General features: G+C 61.3%; 19 protein-coding genes. 6 read left to right on the top strand and 13 right to left on the bottom strand.

Annotation, left to right across the window (positions count from 1 at the left end; translation table 11 throughout):
* The 4 genes from LA304_RS17895 to LA304_RS08365 are packed head-to-tail and all read left to right on the top strand — an operon-like array spanning position 1 to position 4,511.
* Positions 1-672 carry an EthD family reductase gene (locus LA304_RS17895; RefSeq protein ID WP_224502691.1) on the top strand — a complete coding sequence of 224 codons (672 nt, stop codon included), beginning with the start codon at positions 1-3 and terminating at the stop codon, positions 670-672.
* A 37-nt stretch (positions 673-709) separates the two neighbouring features.
* Positions 710-1,477, top strand: coding sequence for a sulfite exporter TauE/SafE family protein (locus LA304_RS08375; protein ID WP_224502690.1), 768 nt, complete (start codon positions 710-712; stop codon positions 1,475-1,477).
* A 30-nt stretch (positions 1,478-1,507) separates the two neighbouring features.
* Positions 1,508-3,475: an acetoacetate--CoA ligase gene (locus LA304_RS08370; RefSeq protein WP_224502689.1), complete on the top strand. Its 1,968-nt coding sequence runs from the start codon at positions 1,508-1,510 to the stop codon at positions 3,473-3,475.
* A gap of 46 nt (positions 3,476-3,521) precedes the next feature.
* Positions 3,522-4,511 (top strand): LLM class flavin-dependent oxidoreductase, encoded by a 990-nt coding sequence (locus tag LA304_RS08365; RefSeq protein ID WP_224502688.1) that lies wholly within the window; start codon positions 3,522-3,524, stop codon positions 4,509-4,511.
* A gap of 72 nt (positions 4,512-4,583) precedes the next feature.
* Here LA304_RS08365 and LA304_RS08360 read toward each other — a convergent pair whose 3' ends face one another.
* The 3 genes from LA304_RS08360 to LA304_RS08350 all read right to left on the bottom strand — a co-directional run bounded on the left by LA304_RS08360 (position 4,584) and on the right by LA304_RS08350 (position 7,572).
* Positions 4,584-5,390 carry an ATP-binding cassette domain-containing protein gene (locus LA304_RS08360; RefSeq protein WP_396022179.1) on the bottom strand — a complete coding sequence of 269 codons (807 nt, stop codon included), beginning with the start codon at positions 5,388-5,390 and terminating at the stop codon, positions 4,584-4,586.
* Entirely contained in the window at positions 5,366-6,448 is a 1,083-nt protein-coding gene (locus LA304_RS08355) for an ABC transporter permease (RefSeq protein ID WP_224502686.1), read from the bottom strand. The genes LA304_RS08360 and LA304_RS08355 overlap by 25 nt, the downstream gene beginning before the upstream one ends.
* Before the next feature lie 113 nt (positions 6,449-6,561).
* Complete coding sequence (locus tag LA304_RS08350) at positions 6,562-7,572, bottom strand: substrate-binding domain-containing protein (protein ID WP_224502685.1); 1,011 nt, start codon at positions 7,570-7,572, stop codon at positions 6,562-6,564.
* Between the two features lie 194 nt (positions 7,573-7,766).
* Here LA304_RS08350 and LA304_RS08345 point away from each other — a divergent pair, with 194 nt between their 5' ends.
* Both LA304_RS08345 and LA304_RS08340 read left to right on the top strand, forming a co-directional pair.
* Positions 7,767-8,966, top strand: coding sequence for an ROK family transcriptional regulator (locus LA304_RS08345; RefSeq protein ID WP_224502723.1), 1,200 nt, complete (start codon positions 7,767-7,769; stop codon positions 8,964-8,966).
* Between the two features lie 70 nt (positions 8,967-9,036).
* On the top strand, positions 9,037-11,358 hold the full coding sequence (locus tag LA304_RS08340) for a Tex family protein (RefSeq protein ID WP_224502684.1): 2,322 nt from the start codon (positions 9,037-9,039) through the stop codon (positions 11,356-11,358).
* A gap of 4 nt (positions 11,359-11,362) precedes the next feature.
* Here the strand turns inward: LA304_RS08340 and LA304_RS08335 are convergent, their stop codons facing one another.
* From LA304_RS08335 to LA304_RS08290, 10 genes are all read right to left on the bottom strand, one after another.
* Complete coding sequence (locus LA304_RS08335; protein WP_224502683.1) at positions 11,363-12,283, bottom strand: 2-hydroxyacid dehydrogenase; 921 nt, start codon at positions 12,281-12,283, stop codon at positions 11,363-11,365.
* A gap of 55 nt (positions 12,284-12,338) precedes the next feature.
* A complete protein-coding gene (locus tag LA304_RS08330; protein WP_224502682.1) occupies positions 12,339-13,691 on the bottom strand; it encodes an NAD(P)/FAD-dependent oxidoreductase in 1,353 nt (450 codons plus the stop codon).
* Positions 13,692-13,733: 42 nt separating this feature from the next.
* Positions 13,734-15,059 carry an NAD(P)/FAD-dependent oxidoreductase gene (locus LA304_RS08325; RefSeq protein ID WP_224502681.1) on the bottom strand — a complete coding sequence of 442 codons (1,326 nt, stop codon included), beginning with the start codon at positions 15,057-15,059 and terminating at the stop codon, positions 13,734-13,736.
* A 1-nt stretch (position 15,060) separates the two neighbouring features.
* Positions 15,061-15,942 (bottom strand): ABC transporter permease, encoded by an 882-nt coding sequence (locus tag LA304_RS08320; protein WP_224502680.1) that lies wholly within the window; start codon positions 15,940-15,942, stop codon positions 15,061-15,063.
* A 13-nt stretch (positions 15,943-15,955) separates the two neighbouring features.
* Complete coding sequence (locus LA304_RS08315) at positions 15,956-16,906, bottom strand: ABC transporter permease (protein WP_224502679.1); 951 nt, start codon at positions 16,904-16,906, stop codon at positions 15,956-15,958.
* A gap of 115 nt (positions 16,907-17,021) precedes the next feature.
* Positions 17,022-18,686, bottom strand: coding sequence for a peptide ABC transporter substrate-binding protein (locus LA304_RS08310; protein ID WP_224502678.1), 1,665 nt, complete (start codon positions 18,684-18,686; stop codon positions 17,022-17,024).
* Between the two features lie 102 nt (positions 18,687-18,788).
* The gene (locus LA304_RS08305; RefSeq protein ID WP_224502677.1) at positions 18,789-20,120 is read right to left on the bottom strand and encodes an NAD(P)/FAD-dependent oxidoreductase; all 1,332 of its coding nucleotides are present in this window, start codon (positions 20,118-20,120) and stop codon (positions 18,789-18,791) included.
* A gap of 1 nt (position 20,121) precedes the next feature.
* Positions 20,122-20,826 (bottom strand): SDR family NAD(P)-dependent oxidoreductase, encoded by a 705-nt coding sequence (locus LA304_RS08300; protein ID WP_224502676.1) that lies wholly within the window; start codon positions 20,824-20,826, stop codon positions 20,122-20,124.
* The gene (locus LA304_RS08295) at positions 20,823-21,344 is read right to left on the bottom strand and encodes a MarR family winged helix-turn-helix transcriptional regulator (RefSeq protein WP_224502675.1); all 522 of its coding nucleotides are present in this window, start codon (positions 21,342-21,344) and stop codon (positions 20,823-20,825) included. Before LA304_RS08295 ends, LA304_RS08300 begins: the two co-directional genes overlap by 4 nt.
* 208 nt (positions 21,345-21,552) lie before the next feature.
* Positions 21,553-23,178 (bottom strand): ABC transporter ATP-binding protein, encoded by a 1,626-nt coding sequence (locus LA304_RS08290; RefSeq protein WP_224502674.1) that lies wholly within the window; start codon positions 23,176-23,178, stop codon positions 21,553-21,555.
* Positions 23,179-23,322 lie beyond the last annotated feature (144 nt).

The raw sequence follows: 23,322 nt of genomic DNA, 5'->3' as shown, positions 1-23,322 counted from the left end.
GTGATTACCGTTATGGGTCTGATCCAGACCGCAACCGATCTTTCCGAGACAACCTATGTCGACAACGAAGACGCAATGCGCCGTGGTGTCGGCGATCTCTCTTTGGGTGGCGTGTTCAACCGCGTTGTCGACAACAGCCAGAAGGGCATCACTTATGCCCGTGGCGGGGTGGAGCTCGACGCAATCACCCAGTTCTTCTTCAACGACATTTCCGCCAGCATGACGGCGGCCTCCATGGGCAGTTTCAATCTCACCATGGGTCTGGCGGGGCCGCTCGTGGCAGATATGCATTCTATTCTCTGCCTTCAGAACACCGTGGTCGAACCGCCCGCGATGGGGCAGGGCCTCAAGCGGATGTCGATCCTGCGCAAGCGTCCGGATGTGTCGAGCGAGGACTTCCAAAAGCAATGGTTCGAACTCCACGGCCTCTTGGTCAAGCGTCTGCCCGGACTTGCGGGCTACCGTCAGAACCTCGTGCTCGACGGTCCGCGTGACGCGGACGGGCACATGATGGTTGATGGCATGGTGGAGCTTTGGTTCCCCGATGGCGAGACAATCGACAGCGCCTTTCAGTCCGATATCGGCAATACGACGATGATGCACGCGAAGGAATTCATCGCGGAAATCTCGACCTTCCTCGTTGAACCACATTGTGTGCGAGGCCTGTCCTGACGCCCCATCGGGCGGGGGACTTCGACGAAGTAAACGCATGACACTCGATCCCACATTCCTGATCGTGCTCACGATCTCTGTGACCATCCTTGGCCTCTCCAAGGGCGGCTTTGCGGGGATCGGGATGGTTAGCACGCCGCTCGTGGCCGCGTTCAGCGATCCTCTGACGGCGGTGGCGCTCATGCTGCCGATCATGCTCGTGCAGGATGTGGTGGCGGTCTATCTCTACCGCTACGACTTCGACAAAGCGCTTCTGGCAAAGATGATCCCGGGCGGCGTGATTGGCGTTCTCGCGGCCTATCTTTTGGCCTCATCCGTGCCGGAATGGGTGATCAAGGCAGCGCTCGGCGCTGTGTCCCTGTTGTTTTCGGTCTGGCAGGTCATCCTGATGTCGCGCGGGGTGCCCGAAATTCCTGCGAGGCCGCGTCACGACACGGCCCTCGGTGTTGCGGCGGGGGCTGCGGGTGGTTTCGCGAGCGCCATCGCCCATGCGGGTTCGCCGCCGTTCCAGATCTACGTGATGCCCAAACACCTGCGCAAAGAGATCTACGTCGGCACGAGCGTGATGTTCTTTGCCTCTCTGAACCTGATGAAACTCCCGAGTTTCGCGGCGCTGGGGTTCTACTCCCGCGACATTCTACAACTCAGCCTGTTCTACGTGCCGCTGGCCGTCGCCTCCAGTTGGGCAGGGTCGCGCCTCGTGCGCACCGTCGATCCGCGCGCGTTCAATTTCATCATCACCCTGATCCTGTTCTTTGTGAGCTTCGTGCTCCTCTGGCAGGCCTATATCGACGCGGTTGCCTGATCGGCGCGCCGTCAAATCGGAGACTTCGCGATGCCTAACATTCTTTGGGAGCCAAGCGCCGACCGCGCCGCCGACACCGAAATGGCGCGGTTTCGGGCCTATTTTGCAGAGGCAACGGGGGAGGACATTCCCGACTCGGCGACCCTTTCCGAACGCGTTCTGGACGATCCGGCGCGGTTCTGGTCGGCGCTGTGGGATTTCTTCGGGGTCATCGGAGACAAGGGCGACGCGCCGTATCTCGTGGGGGCGGACATGGCCTCCTCAGAGTTCTTTCCCGAGGGCACGCTGAACTTCGCGGAGAACCTGCTGCATCTCGCGCGGCCCGAGGACGGGAGCCGCGATGCGTTGGTGTTTCGTGGTGAAGACAAATGTGAGCTGCGCTGGAGCTGGGACGAACTCGAGGCGCATGTCTCGCGGCTTCACCAGGCGTTGCGGGCTGCGGGCGTTGGGCCGGGGGATCGTGTGGCGGGGCTTTTGCCCAACCGACCGGAGGCCGTGGCCGCCATGCTTGCGACCGTTTCACTCGGCGCGGTCTGGGCCTCTGCCTCGCCCGATTTCGGGCCGCGTGTCGTCGTTGACAGGTTCGGGCAGATTGAACCCAAAGTGCTCTTCGCCTGCGACGGCTATTGGTATGCGGGCAAGCCCTTTGCCATCGCAGATAAACTCGCGGAGACGCTTTCACTACTCCCCACGGTCGAGACCTGTGTGATCATTGACTACCTCGGCAAAGCGGAGGACACGGCGGCGGGACTGCCCAAAGCGGTAAGTTTTGACGCCTTCGAGGCCCCGTTTCCGGCGCAGGCCTGTGAATTTGTCCCGATGCCGTTCAATCATCCGCTCTATGTGACCTTTTCCTCCGGCACGACCGGTGCGCCCAAGTGCATCGTTCATCGTGCGGGCGGGGTGCTCTTGCAGCACCTGAAAGAGCACGCGCTGCATGTGGACGTGCGGCCGGGCGACCGGATGTTCTATTTCACGACGCTCGGCTGGATGATGTGGAACTGGCTGGTTTCGGGCCTCGCGCGGGGGGCGACGCTCATGCTCTTTGATGGTTCGCCCTTCCATCCTGCGCCGGGCGTGCTGTTTGATTATGCCAGCGGTGAGAAGATGACGCAGTTCGGCACCTCGCCCAAATATCTCGACGGGTTGCGCTCTGTGGGATTTGAACCTGCGCCTGACCACGATCTCTCCGCGCTTCGCACGATGCTTTCGACTGGCGCGCCTCTGTTGGGGGAGGCCTATGATTACGTCTACCAGGCGCTCAAACCCGACCTGCATCTCGCGTCCATTTCGGGCGGCACGGACATCCTGTCCTGCTTCGTCTGCGGCGACCCGACACGGCCCGTCACGCGCGGCGTGATCCAGTCGGCGGGTCTCGGGATTGCGGTGGAGGTCTGGTCCGATGAGGGCTCGCCTGTCGCAAAGGGAGAAAAGGGCGAGTTGGTCTGCACGAAACCCTTTCCGACCATGCCGATCGGGTTCTGGAACGACGAGGGCCGTGCCCGCTATATGTCCGCCTATTTCGACCGCTTCCCCGGTGTCTGGTGCCAAGGCGATTTCGCGGAGCAGATCGAAGGCGGCGGATATGTGATCCACGGGCGATCAGACGCGACGCTCAATCCGGGCGGGGTGCGGATCGGCACGGCGGAAATCTACGCCGAGGTCGCGCGGTTCAGCCAGATCGAAGATGCGGTTGTCGTCGGCCAATCGACCAGCGATGATGTGCGCGTTGTGTTGTTCGTGGTCATGAAATCGGGCAGCGTGCTCGACGAGGATCTGACCCGCGAAATCAAGGGCGCGATCCGGCTCGGGGCCTCGCCGCGCCATGTGCCGGCCCTGATCCTCGCGGTCGCTGATATCCCGCGGACCAAGAGCGGGAAGGTCTCCGAACTCGCCGTCAGGGATGTCATCGAGGGCCGCACGGCCAAGAACAGCGATGCGCTTGCCAATCCGGAGGCGTTGGCGTTGTTTCGCAACATTGCGCCTGTTGAGGCCTGAAGCGCGCAGGCATAAAACTCCAAATGAAACCGTTAGAAAGTCCGTCATGAACCGATATTCGCTCCTCGATCTCGCCCCCGTTGCCGAAGGCCAAGGTGTCGATGAGGCGCTGTCCAACTGCGTCTCGCTTGCCGTGGCGGCGGAAAAGGCGGGGTATCACCGTTATTGGGTGGCCGAGCATCACAACATGATCGGCATCGCAAGCTCCGCCACTGCCGTCCTCATCGGTCAGATCGCCGCGGCGACCAAGACGATGCGCGTCGGGGCAGGGGGCATAATGCTCCCGAACCACGCACCGTTGATGGTTGCGGAGCAATTCGGCACGCTCTCGCTCTTCCACAAGGGGCGGATTGATCTCGGCCTCGGGCGCGCGCCGGGCACGGATATGGCCACCGCGCACGCGCTCCGCCGCAATATGCAACAGGGCGACAGTTTCCCGCATGATGTGCATGAACTGCTCACTTATCTCGGCGATATGCCGGAGGGCGCGCCAGTGCGGGCCATTCCGGGGATGGGCACCCATGTGCCGGTCTGGATTTTGGGATCGAGCCTCTATGGTGCGCAGCTCGCCGCGCATTTCGGCCTGCCCTATGCGTTCGCCTCTCACTTCGCGCCCGATATGCTCGAAGAAGCGCTGCACGTCTATCGCACCACCTTCAAACCGTCTGAGGCCCATGCAGAGCCTTACGCGATCATGGCCGCGAGCGTTTGTGCGGCGGAGAGCGACGAAGAGGCGGCCTATCTGCGGACTTCGCAGCTTCAGGCCTTTGCCAATATCGTGACCAACAATCGGGGCAAGCTGCCCAAACCGTCGCTCGAACGGGTCGCCAACATGCCGCCGCCGGTCCGCGCCCAAGTAGACCGTATGCTGAGTTGTGCAGCCGTCGGGGGACGTGAGACGCTCGGGGTGCAGATTTCCAAGCTCATGGAGCGGTATCAGCCCGATGAATTGATGGTCACAGGAATGATCCATGACCAAGCCGCGCGCATCCGCTCTTTCGAGATTGCGGCAGAGGTCATGCAGACTCTGATCTAAGGGGCCGCTCTGATCGCACGAAAGCGCCGCCGGAGTTGATCCGGCGGCGCCCCGGTGTCTTTTGCGCGGTGTTTAAACGGTGTCCTGTGCGGGGGGCTCTTTCGCCCCCGTCATAAAGGCGACCGCGTCGGACATGGTGTAGTCCTTCGGGTTGATGGTGCAGAGCCGTTTGCCCAGACGGTGGATGTGGATGCGATCTGCGACCTCGAACACGTGTGGCATGTTGTGGCTGATCAGGATGATCGGAATGCCACGGGCGCGGACGTCCTGAATGAGTTCCAACACCTTGCGGCTCTCTTTCACACCCAAGGCCGCCGTCGGTTCGTCCATGATGATGAACTTGGTCGCGAAGGCCGCCGCGCGGGCCACGGCCACGCCCTGACGTTGACCACCGGAGAGTGTTTCGACCGGTTGTTTGATCGACTGCACCGTCATCAATCCGAGCTCGGTGAGCTTGTCTCGGGCGAACTTCTCCATCGCGGGTTTGTCGAGCATACGCAGGTATTTGCCCTGCCAGCCTTGCTTGCGGATTTCGCGGCCCGTGAACATGTTGTCGGCAATCGACAGGGCGGGGGAGAGGGCGAGGTTCTGATAGACGATCTCGATCCCCATTTCCCGCGCTTCGATGGGAGAGTTGAACTTAACCGGCTTGCCCTCGATCAGGATTTCTCCCTCGTCAGGAACGGTCGCGCCGCAGATCGCCTTCACGATGGAAGATTTGCCTGCGCCGTTGTCGCCGATGACAGCGAGCACTTCGCCCGGACGGAGTTCAAAGTCGGAGTGGTCGATCGCGGTCACGTGGCCATAGCGCTTCACGATTCCGCGGGCTTGGACGACTGGAGTTACGTTTTCCATTATGCCGATACCCTTCTGATCCATTGGTCGATAGCGACCGCGATGATGATGAGCCAACCGATGGCGAAGACCTGCCAGAGCACGTCCACACCCGAGAGGCGGAGGCCGGAACGGAAGACACCCACGATCAGCGCGCCGAAAAGGGCACCCATGATGGACCCGCGCCCGCCGAAGAGGGAGATGCCGCCAATCACCACAGCGGTGATGGAGTCGAGGTTGCCCTCATAGAACGACTGCGGAGAGATGGACCCGACGCGGCCGATGGACGCCCAGCCAGCAAGGGCGCAGACGAAGCCCGACAGACCGTAGACAGAGAGCAACGTGCGGTCGGTGCGGATGCCGGACATATCGGCGGCTTCCTTGTCATCGCCGATGGCGTAGACGTGGCGGCCCCAGGCGGTTTTGTTGAGCATATACCAGAGCACGACAAAGACGACGATCATCAGAAGCGCGCTCAAGGTGATCCGCGCGCCGCCGATGTTAAAGCTCGCCCCAAAAAGTTTCAGGAGCGGCGCATTGGCGTCGATGTCCTGTCCCCGGATCGACTGTGCGCCGGAGAGCCAGAGCAGCAGCGCGTAGAAGATCGACCATGTGCCGAGGGTGGTGATGAACGGGGGCAGTTTGACTTTGGTGATGAGCCAGCCGTTCATCATGCCTGCGCCGACGCCACCGGCGAGACCGACGATGATCGCGAAGCCGGAGGGCACACCGGCGAAGACGGCCAGATTGCCCATGACAACCGACATCAGAACCATGATCGCGGCGACCGAGAGATCGATCCCTGCGGTGATGATGATCAACGATTGGGCGGCGGCCAGAATGCCGATGATCGACACCTGTTGCAGAATGAGGCTGAGGTTGAAGGCCGAAAAGAACTTTCCGCCCGCAATGAGCCCGAACGCAAAGAGGCTCATGACCAGAACGATCACGGGAACCAGCGTGGGATTGTTGTGAAGCACGTGCCGGATACGTTCCAGCGGTGATTGATGCCTGACTTCGAACGACGCAACCTTGGTATCGCTCTGATCCAGGGTCTGTTCGAAATCCTGCCCCTTGGGGCCTGTCGTCGTGGTATTTGACATATCTCTCTCCCTTACCGGCAAGCGTAGCTGCAGCCATGAGGTCCCGTCAAAGTTACGGGAGATAGCGAAGAGGCAGGGCGCCTTTGCGCCCCGCCAGGGAGGTTAGCTGTGGATCAGCCCCAGCACTTCTTCAGGCCCTCTTCAGAGGAGATCGAAGGAACGCCCTCGACCGGTTCGTCCGTGATGAGTTCTACGCCGGTGTTGTAGAAATCGAGACCTTCGCTGTTTTGCGGCTTCTCGCCGGTCTCGGCAAAGGTCTTGATCGCCTCGATGCCTTTGGAGGCCATCAGGAGCGGGAACTGCATTGCGGTCGCGCCGATCACGCCGCCTGCGATGTCCTGCACGCCCGGGCAGCCGCCGTCGACAGACACGATCGTCACGCCGTCCGCTTTGCCAAATGATTTCAGCGCTTCATAGGCACCCGCAGCCGCCGGTTCGTTGATGGTGTAGACGAGGTTGATGTCCGGATCGATTTGGAGAAGGTTCTCCATCGCGGTGCGGCCACCGTCCGGCGAGCCGTCGGTCACGTCATTGCCGACGATGCGCGGGTCATCTTCGTCACCGATGTCGGTCGGGTCTTTGATGTCAATGCCAAAGCCCTGAAGGAAGCCGTTGTTGCGCTGATAGTCTACTGAGACTTCGGACGCGTTCAGGTCGAGAAGTGCGATTTTTGCGTTCGCGGCGTCATCGCCCATTTTCGCTCTGGCCCACTGGCCAATCATGACGCCGGCTTTGAAGTTGTCGGTGGCGAAGGTCGCGTCGGCTGCATCAGCAGGTTCGAACTGCGTGTCGAGTGCGATGACGAGGGCACCTGCTTCGCGGGCCTGCGTGATCACCGGAACGAGCGCGCGGCTGTCGGTCGGGGTGATAAGGATGCCTTTGGCGCCCGATGCGATGCAGGTTTCAACAGCGGCGACCTGCGTTTCGACGTCGCCATCGTATTTACCTGCGAAGGTGGACAGGTTGATCCCGTTCGCCATCGCGGCTTCAGTCGCGCCTTCTTTCATTTTGACGAAGAACGGGTTGGTGTCGGTCTTGGTGATAAGACAAGCGTTGGTTTCGGCGTAGGCGGACCCTGCCATTGCGATCACGGCCAGCGCCGAAGCGGTCATCAGCTTTCTCATGTTTTCCTCCCATAAGAAACATATTCCTTTGTCCGAGCCGAGCTCCTCCTCCCCCGGACCCCGCCAACGCAAATCGGCGGGACACCCTTAAAAAGCCCGATTCTGAAGGGTCTGTCAATTAGTTTGGAAACTTTACTTACTAATTAATTCGCTTTATCTTCCAGTTTGAGGGGGAGGCATCTATGGTTCGATCCATGGACGGAAGTGGAATCAGAGAAAGAAGCGCGGGCGTGAACCAGAGAGGGGTTCGCGACCATAACGAACGCCTGATCCTCTCCACCCTCCAACGCTATCGTGCTGTGCCTGCCGCCGAACTCGCGCGGCGCACGGGTCTGTCCAAACCGACCGTCTCGACCATCCTGCGCAACCTCGAAGAAGACGGCCTCGTGCGGCGCGGCGATCCGGTGCGCGGGAAGGTGGGCAAACCGTCGATCCCGATGGAGGTCGATCCTGATGGGGTGCTCTCCGTGGGTCTGAAAATCGGCCGCCGGAGTGCCGATCTGTTGTTGCTCGACTTCGCCGGAAACGTGCGCGCGCAGCTTCATTCGATCTATGACTACCCCATGCCCGACGCGATATTCGGCTTTCTCAAGGACGGGCTAGAGACGCTTCTCGGCACGCTTCCCGAAACGCTCCGGCACCGCGTGTGTGGCATCGGGATCGGGACGCCCTTTGAACTGTGGAAGTGGCACGATCTCGTCGGTGTCGCCGCCGAAAAGTTCCGCGCGTGGAAAGACATCAACTTTACTGAGGAGGTCGCGGCCTTTAGCCCGCTGCCGGTCTATGTCGTCAACGATGCGACGGCGGCCTGTCAGGCCGAACACCTCTACGGACGCGGTCAGGAATTCAGGGACTACGCCTATTTCTTTATTGGCTCTTTCATCGGGGGCGGTGTGGTTCTGAACGGAACGGTGTTCGAGGGCAATCGCGGCAATGCGGGTGCGCTCGGGTCCATGCGGAGCACAGGCCCGCTCGGGGAATCGCAACAACTGATCGATGTCGCCTCCATTCACCTCTTGGAGACACGTCTGACCGAAGTTGGCGTCGATCCCGAAGTGCTCTGGAAACTGCCGCAGGATTGGAGCAGCGTGTCCCGCCACGTCGAGGCATGGATCGGCCAAACGGCACAGGAACTGGCGAAGGCCTCGCTGTCGATTTGTTCGGTCATTGATTTCGAGGCCATCCTGATTGACGGCGCGTTCCCGCCCGATGTGCGCGACGAATTGGTCGAGAGAACCAAACGCTATCTCGTGCATCAGGACAAACGCGGCCTGATTGAACCCCAGATCGAGGCAGGAAGCGTCGGCTACAACGCCCGCAGCATCGGCGCCGCCATCAGCCCGATCTTTTCGCAGTTCCTGCTGAACACCAACGCAGGGCTTTCTGCGATTTGACGTCTTCTTCGCTCTTGGCGAGGTGACGGCGCGCGGATAGAAAGGTCGTCCGACGAAGAGGAGCCTTCCAGTGGATCAGACCGCAGACCGCATCGCCCGCACCATTGCCACCGAGATTTCCGCGAGCGAACGACAGGTCGCCGCCGCCGTCGCGCTCCTGGATGACGGGGCCACGGTGCCGTTCATCGCGCGGTATCGGAAGGAAGCCACGGGCGGTCTCGATGACACGCAGCTCCGGACGCTCGGGGATCGTCTGGTCTATCTGCGCGACATGGAAAAGCGCCGCGCCGCGATCCTTGAGTCGATCCGCGAGCAGGGCAAACTGACCGACGATCTCGCCCGCACGATTGCGCAGGCAGAGACCAAATCCACGCTCGAAGACATCTACCTGCCCTTTAAACCGAAGCGCCGGACCAAAGCGATGATCGCCCGCGAGAACGGGTTGGAGCCGCTTTTGCGCGCGATTGAAACGGATCGGACGGCGGACCCGATGACGCTCGCGGCGGGGTATGTGTCGGAGGCGGTGGAGACCCCTACTGATGCGCTCAACGGGGCGCGGGATATTCTGGCGGAGGAGTTGTCGGAGAACGCGGCGCTTCTCGGGCGACTGCGGGAGTTCATGAAGGCCGAGGCCCGTGTCACCGCACGCGTGGTGGCCGGACAGGAACAGGCGGGCGCGAAGTTCTCGGACTACTTTGATCATAGCGAAGCATGGTCCACGATCCCGTCCCACCGCGCGCTTGCGATCCTGCGGGCGGCGAAGGAAAAGGTCGTCACCGTTGACATCGCCCCCGAACCGGAGACCGGCGCAGAGCGTGCAACGGGGATCATCTGTAACGCCATCGGGATCACGGGCAACGGTGCGGGCGACCGTTGGCTGCGCGATGCGGCGGCGTGGACGTGGCGGATCAAACTGACGCTCACCATGTATGTCGATCTCATGGGCGAATTGCGCCGCCGTGCGCATGAAGAGGCCATCGCGGTCTTCGCTCGCAACCTGCGCGACCTGCTGCTCGCGGCCCCTGCGGGGAGCAAAGCGGCGCTTGGTCTCGATCCGGGCATTCGCACGGGTGTGAAGGCGGCGGTCGTCGATGCCACGGGCAAGCTCGTGGAAACCGCGACGCTCTATCCGTTCCAGCCGAAGATGGACATGCGCGGCGCGCAGGCGTGGATTGCGGCGGCGGTGAAACGTCACGGGATCGAACTCATCGCCATCGGCAACGGCACCGCGAGCCGTGAAACGGAACGCATGGTGGCGGATACGCTGAAACTCATCGAAGGGCCGAAACCGACGAAGGTTGTCGTCTCCGAGGCAGGGGCGAGTGTCTATTCCGCATCCGAGTTGGCCGCCCGCGAATTCCCCGATCTCGACGTGAGCCTGCGCGGCGCGGTCAGTATCGCCCGCCGCCTCCAAGACCCGCTCGCCGAACTCGTCAAAGTCCCGCCGGAGAGCATCGGCGTCGGCCAGTATCAGCACGACGTGGACCAACGCCAACTGTCCCACGCGCTCGACGGTGTGGTTGAGGATGCGGTGAACGGCGTCGGCGTTGATCTCAACATGGCCTCCGCGCCGCTCCTGTCCCATATCGCGGGTCTGAGCCAATCGGTCGCTGCCTCCATCGTCGCGCATCGCGATGAGAACGGGGCCTTTGCCTCGCGCAAGGCGCTGTTGAAAGTTCCGGGGCTCGGGCCGAAGGCGTTTGAGCAATGCGCGGGCTTTTTGCGGATCAGCGGCGGGGATGAACCGCTTGATGCGTCCGCCGTCCACCCCGAGGCCTACGACGTCGCGCGCCGGATCGTCGGGGCCTGCGGGCGTGATGTGCGGGAGATCATGGGCCATCCGGAGGCGCTTCGGTCTCTCAAGGCGCAGGATTTCGTCGATGACCGTTTCGGCCTTCCGACTGTGCGCGACATTCTCGAAGAGCTCGGCAAACCCGGACGCGACCCGCGACCGGAATTCAAAACGGCGGCCTTCGCCGATGGGGTGGAGGATATCAAAGACCTCAAACCCGGCATGACGCTCGAAGGCACTGTCACCAACGTTGCGGCCTTCGGGGCGTTTGTGGATATTGGCGTCCATCAGGACGGCTTGGTGCATGTGAGCCAGCTTGCCGACCGTTTCGTCAAAGACCCGCATGAAGTGGTGAAAGCCGGAGATGTGGTGCGCGTGCGCGTGACCGAAGTCGATGTGCCGCGCAAACGTATCGGTCTCACTATGCGCAAGGACGGAGGGGACAAACAGGCGCCGAACCGGAACGCGGGGCCGAAAGGGGCACCAAAATCACAGGCGAAGGGTGGCAAAGGCAAACCCGCGCAGGGCCGTCCGCCGCAGAAATCGAGCGGCAATGGCGCACTGGGTGCCGCGCTCATGGACGCGATGAAGCGGAAGTAAGGCGCTAGTAGCCCTTCCCCCGATCCACGCACCACAACAGGTCCTTGCCGTCGCGCAGGCGTTGCAAGTTCAGGCTCACGTTGTGCGCGGAGGTGCGGGCGTCGGTCCGGCCCGCGACGTGCGGGGTGATCAGAAGATTGGGCATCTCCCAGATCGGATCGGTCGGCGGGAGCGGTTCGGTGTCAAACACATCGACAATCGCATTCCCGACCTGTCCGCTTTGGAGCGCGTCACCCAGATCGGCGAACACACACTGCGCCCCGCGACCGGCGTGGACGAGGCTCGCCCCCTTTTTCATCCGGTTGAAGAAGTCATGTGAGAGAAGGCCGCGTGTCTCATCGGTCAGCGGCAAAAGACAGACCACGATATCCGCCTCCGCCAAGAGATTGTCGAGCCCGTCTTCGCCGGTCTTGCAGGTCACGCCCTCAATCTCGCGCGGGCTGCGCGCCCATCCGGTCACGGTAAACCCCACGGACGCCAGCGTCCGCGCGGCCTTTTCCCCGATCTCGCCCAGACCGAGAATGGTGACTGTGGTCTCGGCGGTCGTAACAATCGGGGAGGTCTCCCATGTTTTCTGCCGCTGCCGCTCCGCGTAGGTCGGGAAATCCCGCATGCAGGACAGGCAGGCGGCGAGCACGTAGTCGATCACCTTCTGCGTGTTTTTCGGATCGACCATTTTGACGAGGGTGATATGCTCCGGCAACGCGCCGAACTGGTCGATGCCCGCACTGACGGAGAACACGATTTCCAGATTGGGAAGCGCCGCCCAATCGTCGAGCGGTCTCCACGTGAAGATGTAGCGAATGTCCTCGGGCGCGTAGTCCATGTCGCTCGTGACGACCGGAATCTCCGGCAACTCTCGCGCAAAGGTCTCATGAAATGCGTCGAGACGGTCCTGATCCGTCACATTCAATAAAATCGTCATCGTCTATCCGTTCGAATGGTCCTGCCCGACGTGCATGTGACAATCCGCGCGCGGGTCATCGTTTGAGGATATTTTCCATCGCGCTGATCTTGCTGCCGTCGGTGAAACGATGGAGCCTGAAGGGCGTCGGGTCAACACAGGGCGTTTTGCCGGTGATCAGATCCGCCGCCAAAAGACCGGCCCCCGTGCCGAGGCCAAATCCGTGACCGGAAAAGCCCGTCGCCACATAGAGCCCTGCAATCCCGTTCTTCACGCCCTCGGTTTCGGAAATGACGGGGATCACGTCGGGCAGGACGTCGATGTAACCGGCCCAGCGTTGCGCCACTTTCGCGGATTTGAACGGCGCATAGCCGCCCCTCACCAGGTCCAGCACCTTGTCGATCATGGGCGCATTGGGTTTCGGATCGAGGATGCGGGTTTTCTCAAACGGGCTCACATCTTTGCCGGTCCAGCGCCGTGGGGTTCTCAGCGCCTCGAAAAAGGCCGGACCAATCCCCAGAGACACGCTGCGCCATTCGTTCTTCAGCGTTGGCAGGAAGGCTTTGAACAGGCGAAAGCTGTCGGGTGTGAGTTGATAGCGGCTCGGCATGGAGGAGGCGATGTTGTAGCCGCCGTCGAGACGCTTGCGCAGCGCAAAGCCGGGCGCTTTCAGGTTCTCTTCGGGCCCGTCTTCGACGGGATCGGTCCGCATCACGGTGTTTTTCGTCCGAAGCTGCGGCAGATAGATGCCGAGATTGCCGAGGAACAAGCGCGACCACACCCCACCTGCGAGCAACACGGCAGAGCATTTGATCGTCCCGAGTTCGGTGACAACGCCCGTCACCTTACCGTCTTTGGTTTCGAGGGTGCGCACGGCGCAGTTTTGATGCACGGTGCCGCCGCGTTCCTGGACGCCACGGGCGATGGCTGGCGCGGCCTTTTGCGGCTCTGCCCGCCCATCGTGGGGGTTATGTAGTGCGCCTGTGATGTCGAGCGTGAATCCGGGGAAGGCCTCCCTCACCTCTTCGCGCGTCATGAGGCGGGCGGGGACTTGGTAGCTTTGCAGATCATCCATGGCGTGTTGTTCGGCCGCGAGTGCCGCATCCGTCGTCACCGTGTAGGTCACGCCCGTTTGCCGATAGCCGGTTTCGCCGCCAATCCGGTCGTTCATCGCCTTCCAGAGCCGCACAGATTCCACCATGAGCGGCATTTCACGCGGATCACGGTGGGTGAGGCGGACCCAGCCCCAGTTGCGGCTGGATTGCTCTGCGCCGATCTCGCCCTTTTCACAGATCGCGACCGTTTTCCCACGATCAATTAGTTCGAGCGCGGCACAAACCCCCGCGATCCCTCCGCCGATCACGACGACATCAACTTCTTCGGGCAAATTGGCGTTGCTCTCGACCGGATCAAGTTGCGGTCCCGGCATGGTGGTTCTCCTAAATGCGGCGCGGTGCGCCCTGTAAATCAATCACGCATGTGGGGGGAGCGGCGCGCGTTGCCGGATGGCCCGCAAACCGTCGCGCAGGCGATAGCCGCGCAGCGCCGCGTGTGGCGCGAAATTCATGTAGAGGGGTTGTTTGCTCAGCGGTTCGACCCGCAGATCGAGGTCGGTCTCGGACACACCCATCGCCCAATCGGACAGGATGCCGCCGATCATTGATCCCGTCGGCACACCGCGTCCCGAAAGACCGGTCATCGCAACGACACCCGGCGCGAGGCCGTAGAGACGCGGCACGGTTTTGCGCTGCATGTCCAGTTCGCCGAACCAGAAAAACTCCCACCGCAACTCCTCACGCAGCTCCGGATGCAGCCATTTGAGGCGGTCGGAAAGGACCTTGCGGGTATAGGCAGGGTCTTTGCCGCGCGCGCCCATCGGGAACATGGAGACGACGATGCGGTTTTCTCGGTTGTATTTGTAGACGTAGATATCGCCGCGCCCGTCTTGGATCGTTGTCCGTTTCGGCAGGACAGCCGCCTGCGACGCCGCCGACAGGGGCTGTGTCGCGGCGACGAACACGCGCATGATGCGGAAGGTTTCTTCGAGTTTCGGCCAACCGGTGACGGTATAGGCCCCCGTGGTGTAGATCACCTTTTCTGCCCGCACCGATCCGCGTTGGGTTTTGACGACCCATGACTGGTTCTCGCGGTCGCATCCTGTGACGCTCGATCCGGTATAGATTTGCCCACCTTCGGAGAGCACCGCCCGACCAAGGCCGCGTGCGTAGGCGAGGGCATTCAGACCGCCTGCTTCCTCATGGAACCAACCGCCGTAAAATCGCGAACTGCCGGTGATCGCACGCACCTCGTCACGGTCGAGCATCCGTGTCCGCGCCCCGACCTCGTTGTAGGTTTTGGCCTTGTTCGCGAGGGTTTTGAGGTGCGATGGAAACAGCGCGCCTTGGACGTAGCCGTTCTGCTCCCACTCGCAGTCGATGTTGTAGCGGGAAATCATGTCCCCCACTTTGTCATTCGCGCGGGTTTGGCGGTGGATCAACCGCTCTGCCCACGGCTCTCCGAGCACTTTGCGCAGTTCCGGCAGGCTGTAGTGCGTGAACGTCGGTGTGCAGTGACCCGCATTGCGGCCAGAGCCGCCAAAGCCGATCTCTTCGCGTTCCAGCACTACGACAGACACGCCCTGTCGCGCGAGTTCGAGCGCCGTCGTCAGGCCGGAATAGCCCGCCCCGACGATGCAGACATCCGCCGTGACCTCACCGCGCAGCGGCTGGGTCTCCGGTGCCTCCGGCGCGGTCGCATACCAGAGCGTGTCTTTGAACTCGGAGAACTTGGGTTTCATCTCATTCGCCCTGCGCACGGCTGTCGAACGCGTCGCGCAGACCGTCACCGATGAAGTTGAAGCCAGTCACAGCGATGGTGATCGCAAGGCCCGGAACGATGGCGAGCCACGGAGCCGATTGCAGATACTGCTGCGCGCCGTTGAGCATATTGCCCCAGCTCGGAAGCGGCGGTTGGATGCCGTAGCCGAGGAAGGAGATATAGGCCTCCAACAGAATGGCGCGGGCCACGGTGAGTGTTGCGGCCACGATGATCGGACCGATGGCATTCGGGAGAAGTTCGCGGAACATGATCCAGCGGTTCGACAGGCCGAGCATGTGGGCGGCTTGGACGAAATCCTGATTGCGGAGCGATTTGACCTCTGCCTCCACGATCCGTGCGACTTCCATCCAGCTCGTTGCAGAGATGATCAGAGCGATCATCACCGGCCCGGGCTGGATAAAGGCGGCGAGCGCGAGGAGCAGGAAGACCGACGGGAAGGACAGAAAGGCATCCACGATCCGCATCAGGACGGCGGCGACCTTGCCCCCGTAGTAGCCGGAAACCACGCCGACGACGGAACCGATGGTCGTTGCGATGATCATCACCGCAAAGCCCACGGCCATCGAAATCTGTCCGGCGTGGAACAGGCGGGCGGCGATGTCACGGCCCAAGGGGTCGGTGCCGAAGATGTGGCCACCCGATCCCGGCGGCGCAAAGCGGGCCATCAGGTCGATGTGAAGTTCGTCATAGGGCAGGAAGAACGGCCCGAGGAAACAGGCCGCCGTCAGCGTCAGCACCATGATGACACCGATCAGGGCGAGCTTGTGGCTCAGGAACCGGCGCAGGGCACGGGACTTGATGAAAGGACGGCGCGCGGGGGTATTCGCTGTGAGTGAGCTCATATCTGGCAATCCTTCAGTCGAGACGAATGCGGGGGTCGATCAGAGCGACGATGAGGTCTGCGGCGAGGTTGCCGACGAGGACGAGGATGGCGGAGGCCATCAGGAGGCCCATCACGACGGGGTAGTCGGAGTAGCCGAGGCTATCGAGGAACAGACGACCCATGCCGGGCCATGTGAACACGGTCTCGGTCACGAGCGCGCCCCCCAGAACCATCGGCAATTGCAGACCCGCCAGCGTGATCATGGGCACGAGCGAGTTGCCGACGATATGTTTGAGCACGACACGGCGACGCGGGAGGCCCTTGGCCTTGGCCGTGCGGACGAAATCCTGATTGATCACATTGAGGGTGGAGGTGCGCATATAGCGGCTCCAGATCGCGACATCGACCAACGCCAGCACCGCAGCCGGCATGATCAAGTGGCTCGCATAGTCGAGCACGGATCCATCCCCGACGGTGTACATATTGCCCGCAGGTAGCCAGCCGAGGTTGAGCGAGAAAAAGTAGATCGCGATCAGACCGAACCAGAAGGTCGGGATCGACAGGGCGACCATGGCGAACACCGTCATCGTGTAGTCAAAGGCGGAGCCACGTTTCAGCGCGCTGAAGATGCCGATGGTGCTGCCGAGGGAGACGGAAATGACGGTCGCGGTGCCCATAAGGAGGAGCGTTGCGAACAGGTGGCTGCCGATCACGTGCAGGACCGATTGCCCGTCACGATAGGAGGTGCCCCAGTCGCCCACGACGAGATTGGTGATCCAGTCGAAGTATTGAACGACAACAGGGCGGTCGAGGCCCATCTGCGCAGCGATCTTGTCAATCTGCTCCTGTGTCATGCCCGGGCTGAGCGCGAATTGCGACAGCGGACCACCGGGTGCGAGCGTGAGCACGGCAAACCCGATAAAGGAAACGATCACCAAGAGAATAAGGCTCTGACCGAGCCGGGAGAGAATATAGCGCAGCATGTCGCCGCCCTCCTTGTGCGGTTGTTAGGGGGGCCAGCCGAAGGGAAGCGGCTGGCCATGAGATGCGGTGGGAAGGGAGCGCCGCATCTCGGGGTTTTGTTAGGACGTGGTGGCCTTAGCCACGTTTCCAATCGCGCACGTTCCACGTGTCGATGCGGTTGTTCACGTTCGGCGCAGGGCCGGTCACGTCGTCTTTCCAGCCTTTGATCACGGCGTATTGGAACATCGGAAGGAACGGCAGATCGTCACGCATGACCGCCTGCATTTCTTCGTAGATCGCTTTGCGCTCTTCAGGGACAAAGTTCGCAGCGCCTTTGGTCAGCAGTTCGTCCACCTTCGGGTTCTGGTAGGCGAAGGTGTTCTGGCCGGAACCGCCGAGTGCCGGAGACATGGTGGACATGAAGTAGTCCGAGGTATCCGGATCCGCACCGGCGAGGGTGTTGAGGCCCACGACAACGGAGTCGAATTCGGAGTTCATCCAGTAGTCGCCCCACATGACAGCCGGCGGGAAGTTCTTGATCTCCATCTGCACGCCGATCATGGCGAAGGTCTGTTGGATGAACTGTTGCGCCTGTTCGCGCAGGTGGTTGCCTGCGGTCGTGGAGTTGGAGAAGGAGAGCTTTACGCCGTCTTTCTCACGGATGCCGTCGGAGCCTTTGACCCAGCCAGCTTCATCAAGGATCGCGTTTGCTTTCTCGATGTTGAACTCATGCTTCGGCAGGCTTTCGTTGTAGTAGTAGGACTGCTGCGGCATGTAGGTCTCGGTCGGGGTCGGCACGCCATAATAGAGCGCATCGATGATCGAGGTTTTGTCGATGGCGGCATAAAGCGCCTGACGCACGGCCAGTTCCTGAAACTGCGGGCGGGTCATGTTGAGGCCGATGGATTCAAAGGTTGCGGTGCCCGCGACCTTCACAGTCTTACCTTCGAGTTTTTCCGCCTCTTCGAGGTGGTCCGGTGTGATGTATTGCAGGCCGATGACGTCGATGTCGCCGGATTTGAACTGCGTATACATGACGTTCAGGTCAGGCACGTATTTGATGATCAGCGTTTCGAGGAACGGACCATCCATGTGGTAGTCTTTGTTGGCCTCGAGCTCGATGTGGTCACCGGCCATGCGGCTCTTGAACTTGAACGGACCGGTGCCGATCGGCGCGGTGTTCAGGATCGTGTCGTTTTTGTCGGCAACACCGTCGAACACGTGCTTCGGCACGATGTAGGTGGAGGCGAGGATCGCAGCCATCGGCGCAAACGGTTCGCTCATGGTCCAGGTCAGTTCGGTCGGGGAGACGACCGTGATGTTTTCCATCAGCTTGTAACCTGTGGAGCGGAAGGAGCGGAAATCCGGGTCCATGGTCAGTTCGAGAGAGAACTTCACGTCTTCTGCGGTGAACGGGGTGCCGTCGTGCCAGGTCACGCCTTCTTTGAGCTTGAGGCTCCAGTTCAGACCGTCTGCGGAGATGCCGCCATTGGCAACGGACGGCACTTCAGCCGCGAGGATCGGGAAGAATTCACCGGCCGGATCAAAGTCGAACAGCGTGTCGTAGACAGCGTAGTAGAGGCCTTCGTCCACTTCGATGTGCGGCATCAGCGGGTTGAAGACGGTCGGCTCTTGCGAGAACGCAAGCACCAGTTGGCCGGACGGGTCGGCATTGGCGGCAAACGCGCGGTCACGGCCGATGGCCATCGGCCCCATCAGGCCGGCTGCACCCGCTGCACCCATCATCATCAGGGTTTGGCGGCGATTGAGATGTGCGGAATGTTTCTTCTCGTCAGTCATCATACTTTCCCTATTGGTCTCGCAAGTTGGGGGAGGAGCGGTCCGCGCTTGCGTTTCACGAACCGACATTTGCGGCGCCCGCGGGAACGGACGCGTGCGCATTCAGTAGCCAGAGATGATTTCGATCTTCGATCCATCGCTGAAGCGGCTAAAACGGAAGGGTGTCGGGTCCACAATCGGGGCGCGACCTGTGACCAGATCAGCGGCCAGACGACCGGCGGCAGGTCCGATCCCGAACCCGTGGCCGGAGAACCCGGTGGCAATGTAGAAACCCGGAATGTCGTCAATCGGAGAGATCACCGGAATGGCGTCGGGCGTCACGTCAATCGCACCGGCCCAGCGTTGTGCGATCTCGGCTTTTTCGAACACCGGAAACGCCTTGCGCAGATTGGCGAGGGCTTTGTCCTGAAGCGTGAAGGACGGTTTCGGGTCGAGCACGCGGTTGTATTCAAACGGGCTGGCCTCATCGAGCGACCATTTGTTCGGGATGCGGGCCTCGTCATAAAAGCGGCCCCCAAAGCGCAGCATGAGGGCTTTCCACTCCGCGCCGAGGGCAGGGAGGAAGTCGCGCATATAACGGAAGCTGTCCGGCACAATGTCGACAATGTTCCGGAACCCGTCAGCGATGGTGTAGCCGCCGTCCTCACGTTTGCGGACAGAGAAGCCTTCGGACCAGATCGCGTGTTCCGGCCCGCCTTCGAGCGGTTTGGTGCGGATCACGGAGTTTTTGACCTTGAGCTGCGGCAGGCGCAGGCCGGTGTTGCGTGCAAAGAGGCTCGACCATGCGCCACCGGCGAGCACGACCTGCTCACAGGCGATCTCGCCACGCTCTGTCACGACGCCGCAGACCTTGCCGCCCGCCGTTTCGATCCCGCGCACGGCACATTCGGTGAGGATATGCGCCCCGCGATCCCGCGCGGCTTCGGCAATCGCAGGGGCCGACTTTTGCGGTTCCGCCCGACCATCGACAGAGGTGTATAGCGCCCCTTCGATGTTCATCTTCATGCCGGGGGTCTTTTCGTTGAACTCCTTGGCCGAGAGCATTTTGCTATCGAACTGGTAGTCCTTGAGATGTTCGAGCCATCTTTCGTGGTCTTCAAAGTCTTTCTTCGTCGCGCAGGCAAAGGCGATGCCGGAGCGTGTGTAACCGAGATCGCGGCCCGTGCGTTCGGCCAGCGTCGGCCAGATACGCAGGGCTTCGGCCATCAGAGGGATTTCGCGGGGGTCGCGGCGGGTGATCCGCACCCAGCCCCAGTTGCGGCTCGATTGCTCATGACCGATCCCGCCCTTTTCACAGAGCGCGACTTTCAGCCCCTGATCCGCGAGTTCGAGCGCGGTCGAGGCGCCGATGATGCCACCGCCAATAACGACGACATCGACTTTTTTCGGCAATTCGAGATCACCATGGACGGGAACGACAAAAGGACCTGGCATCTCAGAAAGACTCCTCAAGTTGGCAATTGACGCAGAATTCGGCGACGCTCGCCTCGTTCGGCAGCTCGATCAGCATTTGGATCACGGCGGCGAGGTCTTTGGGGTCAGTCATCGCCTCTGCGGCGCGGTCGCTGATGGCCAAGGCCATGTCGGTCGCGACAAAGCCCGGACAGACGACGGTCGCGCGAATGCCGTCTTCGAACCCCGTGTGCCGCAGCGCGTGGGCGAGACCGACGGCCGCGAATTTGGACATGGCGTAGGATCCGGCGCGGGCGGATTTCACGCGTTTGCCCGAGAGCGACCCGAGGATGATCACGCGGCCCTTGCCGGAGACTTTCAGCCCGTCCCAGCACGCAGCCGCCAACCGGCGCGGGCCCTGAACGTTAATATCGAGAAGCTGCGCCATCTCGTCGTCAGTGATTTCGATGGGGGTTTTCGGGATCATGATCCCTGCGTTGGCAATCACGGCGTCGATACGTCCGTGGGTCTCCATGACCGCTTTCGCCCAATCCTGCGCGCTCTTCTCGGAGGCGGCGTCATAGGCAAAGACATGCACGCGGTCCGGTGCGTCCTCTGCCCAATCCGGCATCTGCGGGGTGCGCATCCCTAACGACACAGTCCAGCCAGCGTTGAAAAGCACCTGCGCGACAGCGGCCCCAATGCCACGGTTCGCGCCGGAAATCAGGGCGATACGGGTGTCACTCATTCGAGTTTTTTCCTCATGTTCAGATAAGCGCGTTTCAACATGCGCATGAATACTTCGCGGTCTTCCGGCTCGATAAAGTCGAAGAACTCGTCTTCCTGCAGCTGAATGACGTTGCGGACCTGTTCGGCCACTTCGTGACCTCGCTCGGTGATAAAGAGCGCATGGGCGCGTTGATCATCCGCATCGGCTTCGCGGCGGATATCTCCGGCTTTGACAAGGGCATCGATGATCCGCCCCGTCGTCGGACGGTCGCGCATCAGAACCTCGGCGATTTGCGAGGGGCGCACGCCGGGGTAGCGGTCCACGAGCAAAAGCGCGGTGATCTTACCCTTGCCCTTCGCCACATCGAGATGACCCATCCGCTGATCAAGGTCGCGGGACACGACGAAATCGAGCGACCGGATATACCAGCTGAACGCGCCCGCGAGCACGTCGATCTGCAATCCGGCGAGCGTCAGCGGCTCTTCGTCGTGGGTGCGGTCAGTGTCGGTCATGGGCGGGGTGCGATCCGTCGTCATTGTCATCTTTCCTTCATGTTTTGAGGCCCAGCCCTCTGGCCGCAACCAGAAAGTTGTAATTCACAACTAAGTAGTTGCAAAAAACAACTATTGCCTCTTTTTCGTTCACCTGAGCCGAACCGAAGCCGGCGATTGACCACGCAGTAAGCAAAAAAGAAGGGGCAACCAAGGCTGCCCCTTCCCGAACTTCTAAAAGCGCTTTGAGTCGTTACGCCGCCGTGGCACCCGGAATCGCCGCGATGAGAGAACGCGTGTATTCATGTTCCGGTGCCTGGAAAATCTGCGACGGCGGGCCGTATTCGACCATTTTGCCGCGATGCATCACGATGATCTCGTCGCTGATCTGGCTCGCCACCCGCAGGTCGTGGGTGATGAAGATCATCGCAAGCTTGCGTTCGCGCCGGATTTTATCCAGCAGTTCAAGCACCTGCGCCTGAATTGATACGTCGAGCGCGGACACCGCCTCATCCGCGACAATCACTTCGGGATCAAACATGAGCGCCCGCGCGATGCCGACGCGCTGACGCTGGCCGCCGGAGAACTCGTGCGGGAAACGGTCAAAGGCCGACGGGTCCAGCCCGACGAGTTCGAGCAGTTCCTCCGCCCGTTTGCGCGCATCTTCGCGCGTCAGGAGATCATGGGCGATCGGCCCGACGGTGAGGGCCTGACCAATCGTGAAACGCGGGTTGAGGGAGGCAAACGGATCCTGAAAGATCATCTGGATGCGGGGGCGGAGCGGGCGGAAGTTGGCTTCATCAAGGGCCAAAGTGTTTTCGCCCTGAAACCGGATTTCGCCGCTGTCGGCGGGAATGAGCTTCATGAGCACCTTACCCATGGAGGATTTCCCCGATCCGGATTCCCCGACGATGCCGATGGTCTCGCCTTTGTGCAGGGTGAAGCTGATGTCATCGACCGCCTTCACCTCACGCATCCGGCCAAGAAAGCCGCTGCGCGTGCGGTAGGTCTTGTGCAGGTTCTTCACGTCGAGCGCGACATGACGGCTCGGCGCGCGTTCGCGGTCCACTTCGCGCATCTTCGGAACCGACGCGATGAGCTTTTGCGTGTAGGGATGCGCAGGCGATGCGAGCACTTGTTTCGCGGGGCCTTGTTCGACAAGGTGCCCTTTCTCCATCACGATCACACGGTCCGCAATCTCGGCCACGACGCCGAAGTCATGGGTGATGAACATGACGCTCATGCCTTTGCGCTGTTGGATGCGGCTGATGAGATCGAGGATTTGCGCCTGCGTTGTCACATCGAGCGCGGTGGTCGGTTCGTCCGCAATCAGGATATCGGGGCCGAGCGCGAGGGCCATCGCGATCATCACACGCTGGCGCTGACCACCGGAGAGGCGGAAGGGATATTGGTGCTGGATCAGGTTGGGATCGGGCAGACCGACCTCTGTCAGCATCTCGAGCACTTTCGCGGCCCGACTGTCCGGCGTGCCCATGTTGTGCGTGTCAAGCACTTCGCGGATTTGATCGCCGATGGTCATCAGCGGGTTCAGCGCCGAAAGCGGGTCTTGGAAGATGATCGACACCGCGCGGCCACGCAGCTTGCGCAGCTCGGCCTCGTGCAGATCAAGGAGGGAGCGGCCTTTAAAGTCGATATGCCCTTTCTCGATGGTCATCACGTCGGGCAGAAGGCCCATCACCGTATTCGCGGTCACGGATTTGCCGGAGCCGGATTCCCCGATGATGCAGAGGATCTCCGCAGGCATCAGATCGAAGCTGATATTTTGAACGGCATAGGGGCGGTCATGTTTGCCCGGTAGCGCCACCGACAGGTCGCGCACGGACAAAACGGGCGTGGTGCCCGTTGTCTGGTTGGTCATCAGTTTTCTCATCGTTTGTAATTATTATGCCCGCCCAAAAGGAGCCGATTTCCGGAGCGGGGCAACGCCCGCGGCGGTGATTTGGGCAGGAACGGAGAAAACTGACACATATTTGCGCGCGAATTGCCGTCCTCTGCATCATTT

The organism is Celeribacter litoreus (genome assembly GCF_020165855.1).
GTDB classification, from domain to species: domain Bacteria; phylum Pseudomonadota; class Alphaproteobacteria; order Rhodobacterales; family Rhodobacteraceae; genus Celeribacter; species Celeribacter litoreus.
This window is presented reverse-complemented; position numbering and strand designations above follow the sequence as displayed.

Bases quoted from the DNA above. Each gene is read 5' to 3' on its own strand.
- LA304_RS08370 (WP_224502689.1), top strand. From the start codon at position 1,508: ATGCCTAACATTCTTTGGGAGCCAAGCGCCGACCGCGCCGCCGACACC.
- LA304_RS08290 (WP_224502674.1), bottom strand. From the start codon at position 23,178: ATGACCAACCAGACAACGGGCACCACGCCCGTTTTGTCCGTGCGCGAC.
- LA304_RS08310 (WP_224502678.1), bottom strand. From the start codon at position 18,686: ATGACTGACGAGAAGAAACATTCCGCACATCTCAATCGCCGCCAAACC.
- LA304_RS08345 (WP_224502723.1), top strand. From the start codon at position 7,767: ATGGACGGAAGTGGAATCAGAGAAAGAAGCGCGGGCGTGAACCAGAGA.
- LA304_RS08315 (WP_224502679.1), bottom strand. From the start codon at position 16,906: ATGCTGCGCTATATTCTCTCCCGGCTCGGTCAGAGCCTTATTCTCTTG.
- LA304_RS08305 (WP_224502677.1), bottom strand. From the start codon at position 20,120: ATGCCAGGTCCTTTTGTCGTTCCCGTCCATGGTGATCTCGAATTGCCG.
- LA304_RS08365 (WP_224502688.1), top strand. From the start codon at position 3,522: ATGAACCGATATTCGCTCCTCGATCTCGCCCCCGTTGCCGAAGGCCAA.
- LA304_RS08360 (WP_396022179.1), bottom strand. From the start codon at position 5,390: ATGGATCAGAAGGGTATCGGCATAATGGAAAACGTAACTCCAGTCGTC.
- LA304_RS08295 (WP_224502675.1), bottom strand. From the start codon at position 21,344: ATGACGACGGATCGCACCCCGCCCATGACCGACACTGACCGCACCCAC.
- LA304_RS08320 (WP_224502680.1), bottom strand. From the start codon at position 15,942: ATGAGCTCACTCACAGCGAATACCCCCGCGCGCCGTCCTTTCATCAAG.
- LA304_RS08335 (WP_224502683.1), bottom strand. From the start codon at position 12,283: ATGACGATTTTATTGAATGTGACGGATCAGGACCGTCTCGACGCATTT.
- LA304_RS08325 (WP_224502681.1), bottom strand. From the start codon at position 15,059: ATGAAACCCAAGTTCTCCGAGTTCAAAGACACGCTCTGGTATGCGACC.
- LA304_RS08300 (WP_224502676.1), bottom strand. From the start codon at position 20,826: ATGAGTGACACCCGTATCGCCCTGATTTCCGGCGCGAACCGTGGCATT.
- LA304_RS08330 (WP_224502682.1), bottom strand. From the start codon at position 13,691: ATGCCGGGACCGCAACTTGATCCGGTCGAGAGCAACGCCAATTTGCCC.
- LA304_RS08355 (WP_224502686.1), bottom strand. From the start codon at position 6,448: ATGTCAAATACCACGACGACAGGCCCCAAGGGGCAGGATTTCGAACAG.
- LA304_RS08375 (WP_224502690.1), top strand. From the start codon at position 710: ATGACACTCGATCCCACATTCCTGATCGTGCTCACGATCTCTGTGACC.
- LA304_RS08350 (WP_224502685.1), bottom strand. From the start codon at position 7,572: ATGAGAAAGCTGATGACCGCTTCGGCGCTGGCCGTGATCGCAATGGCA.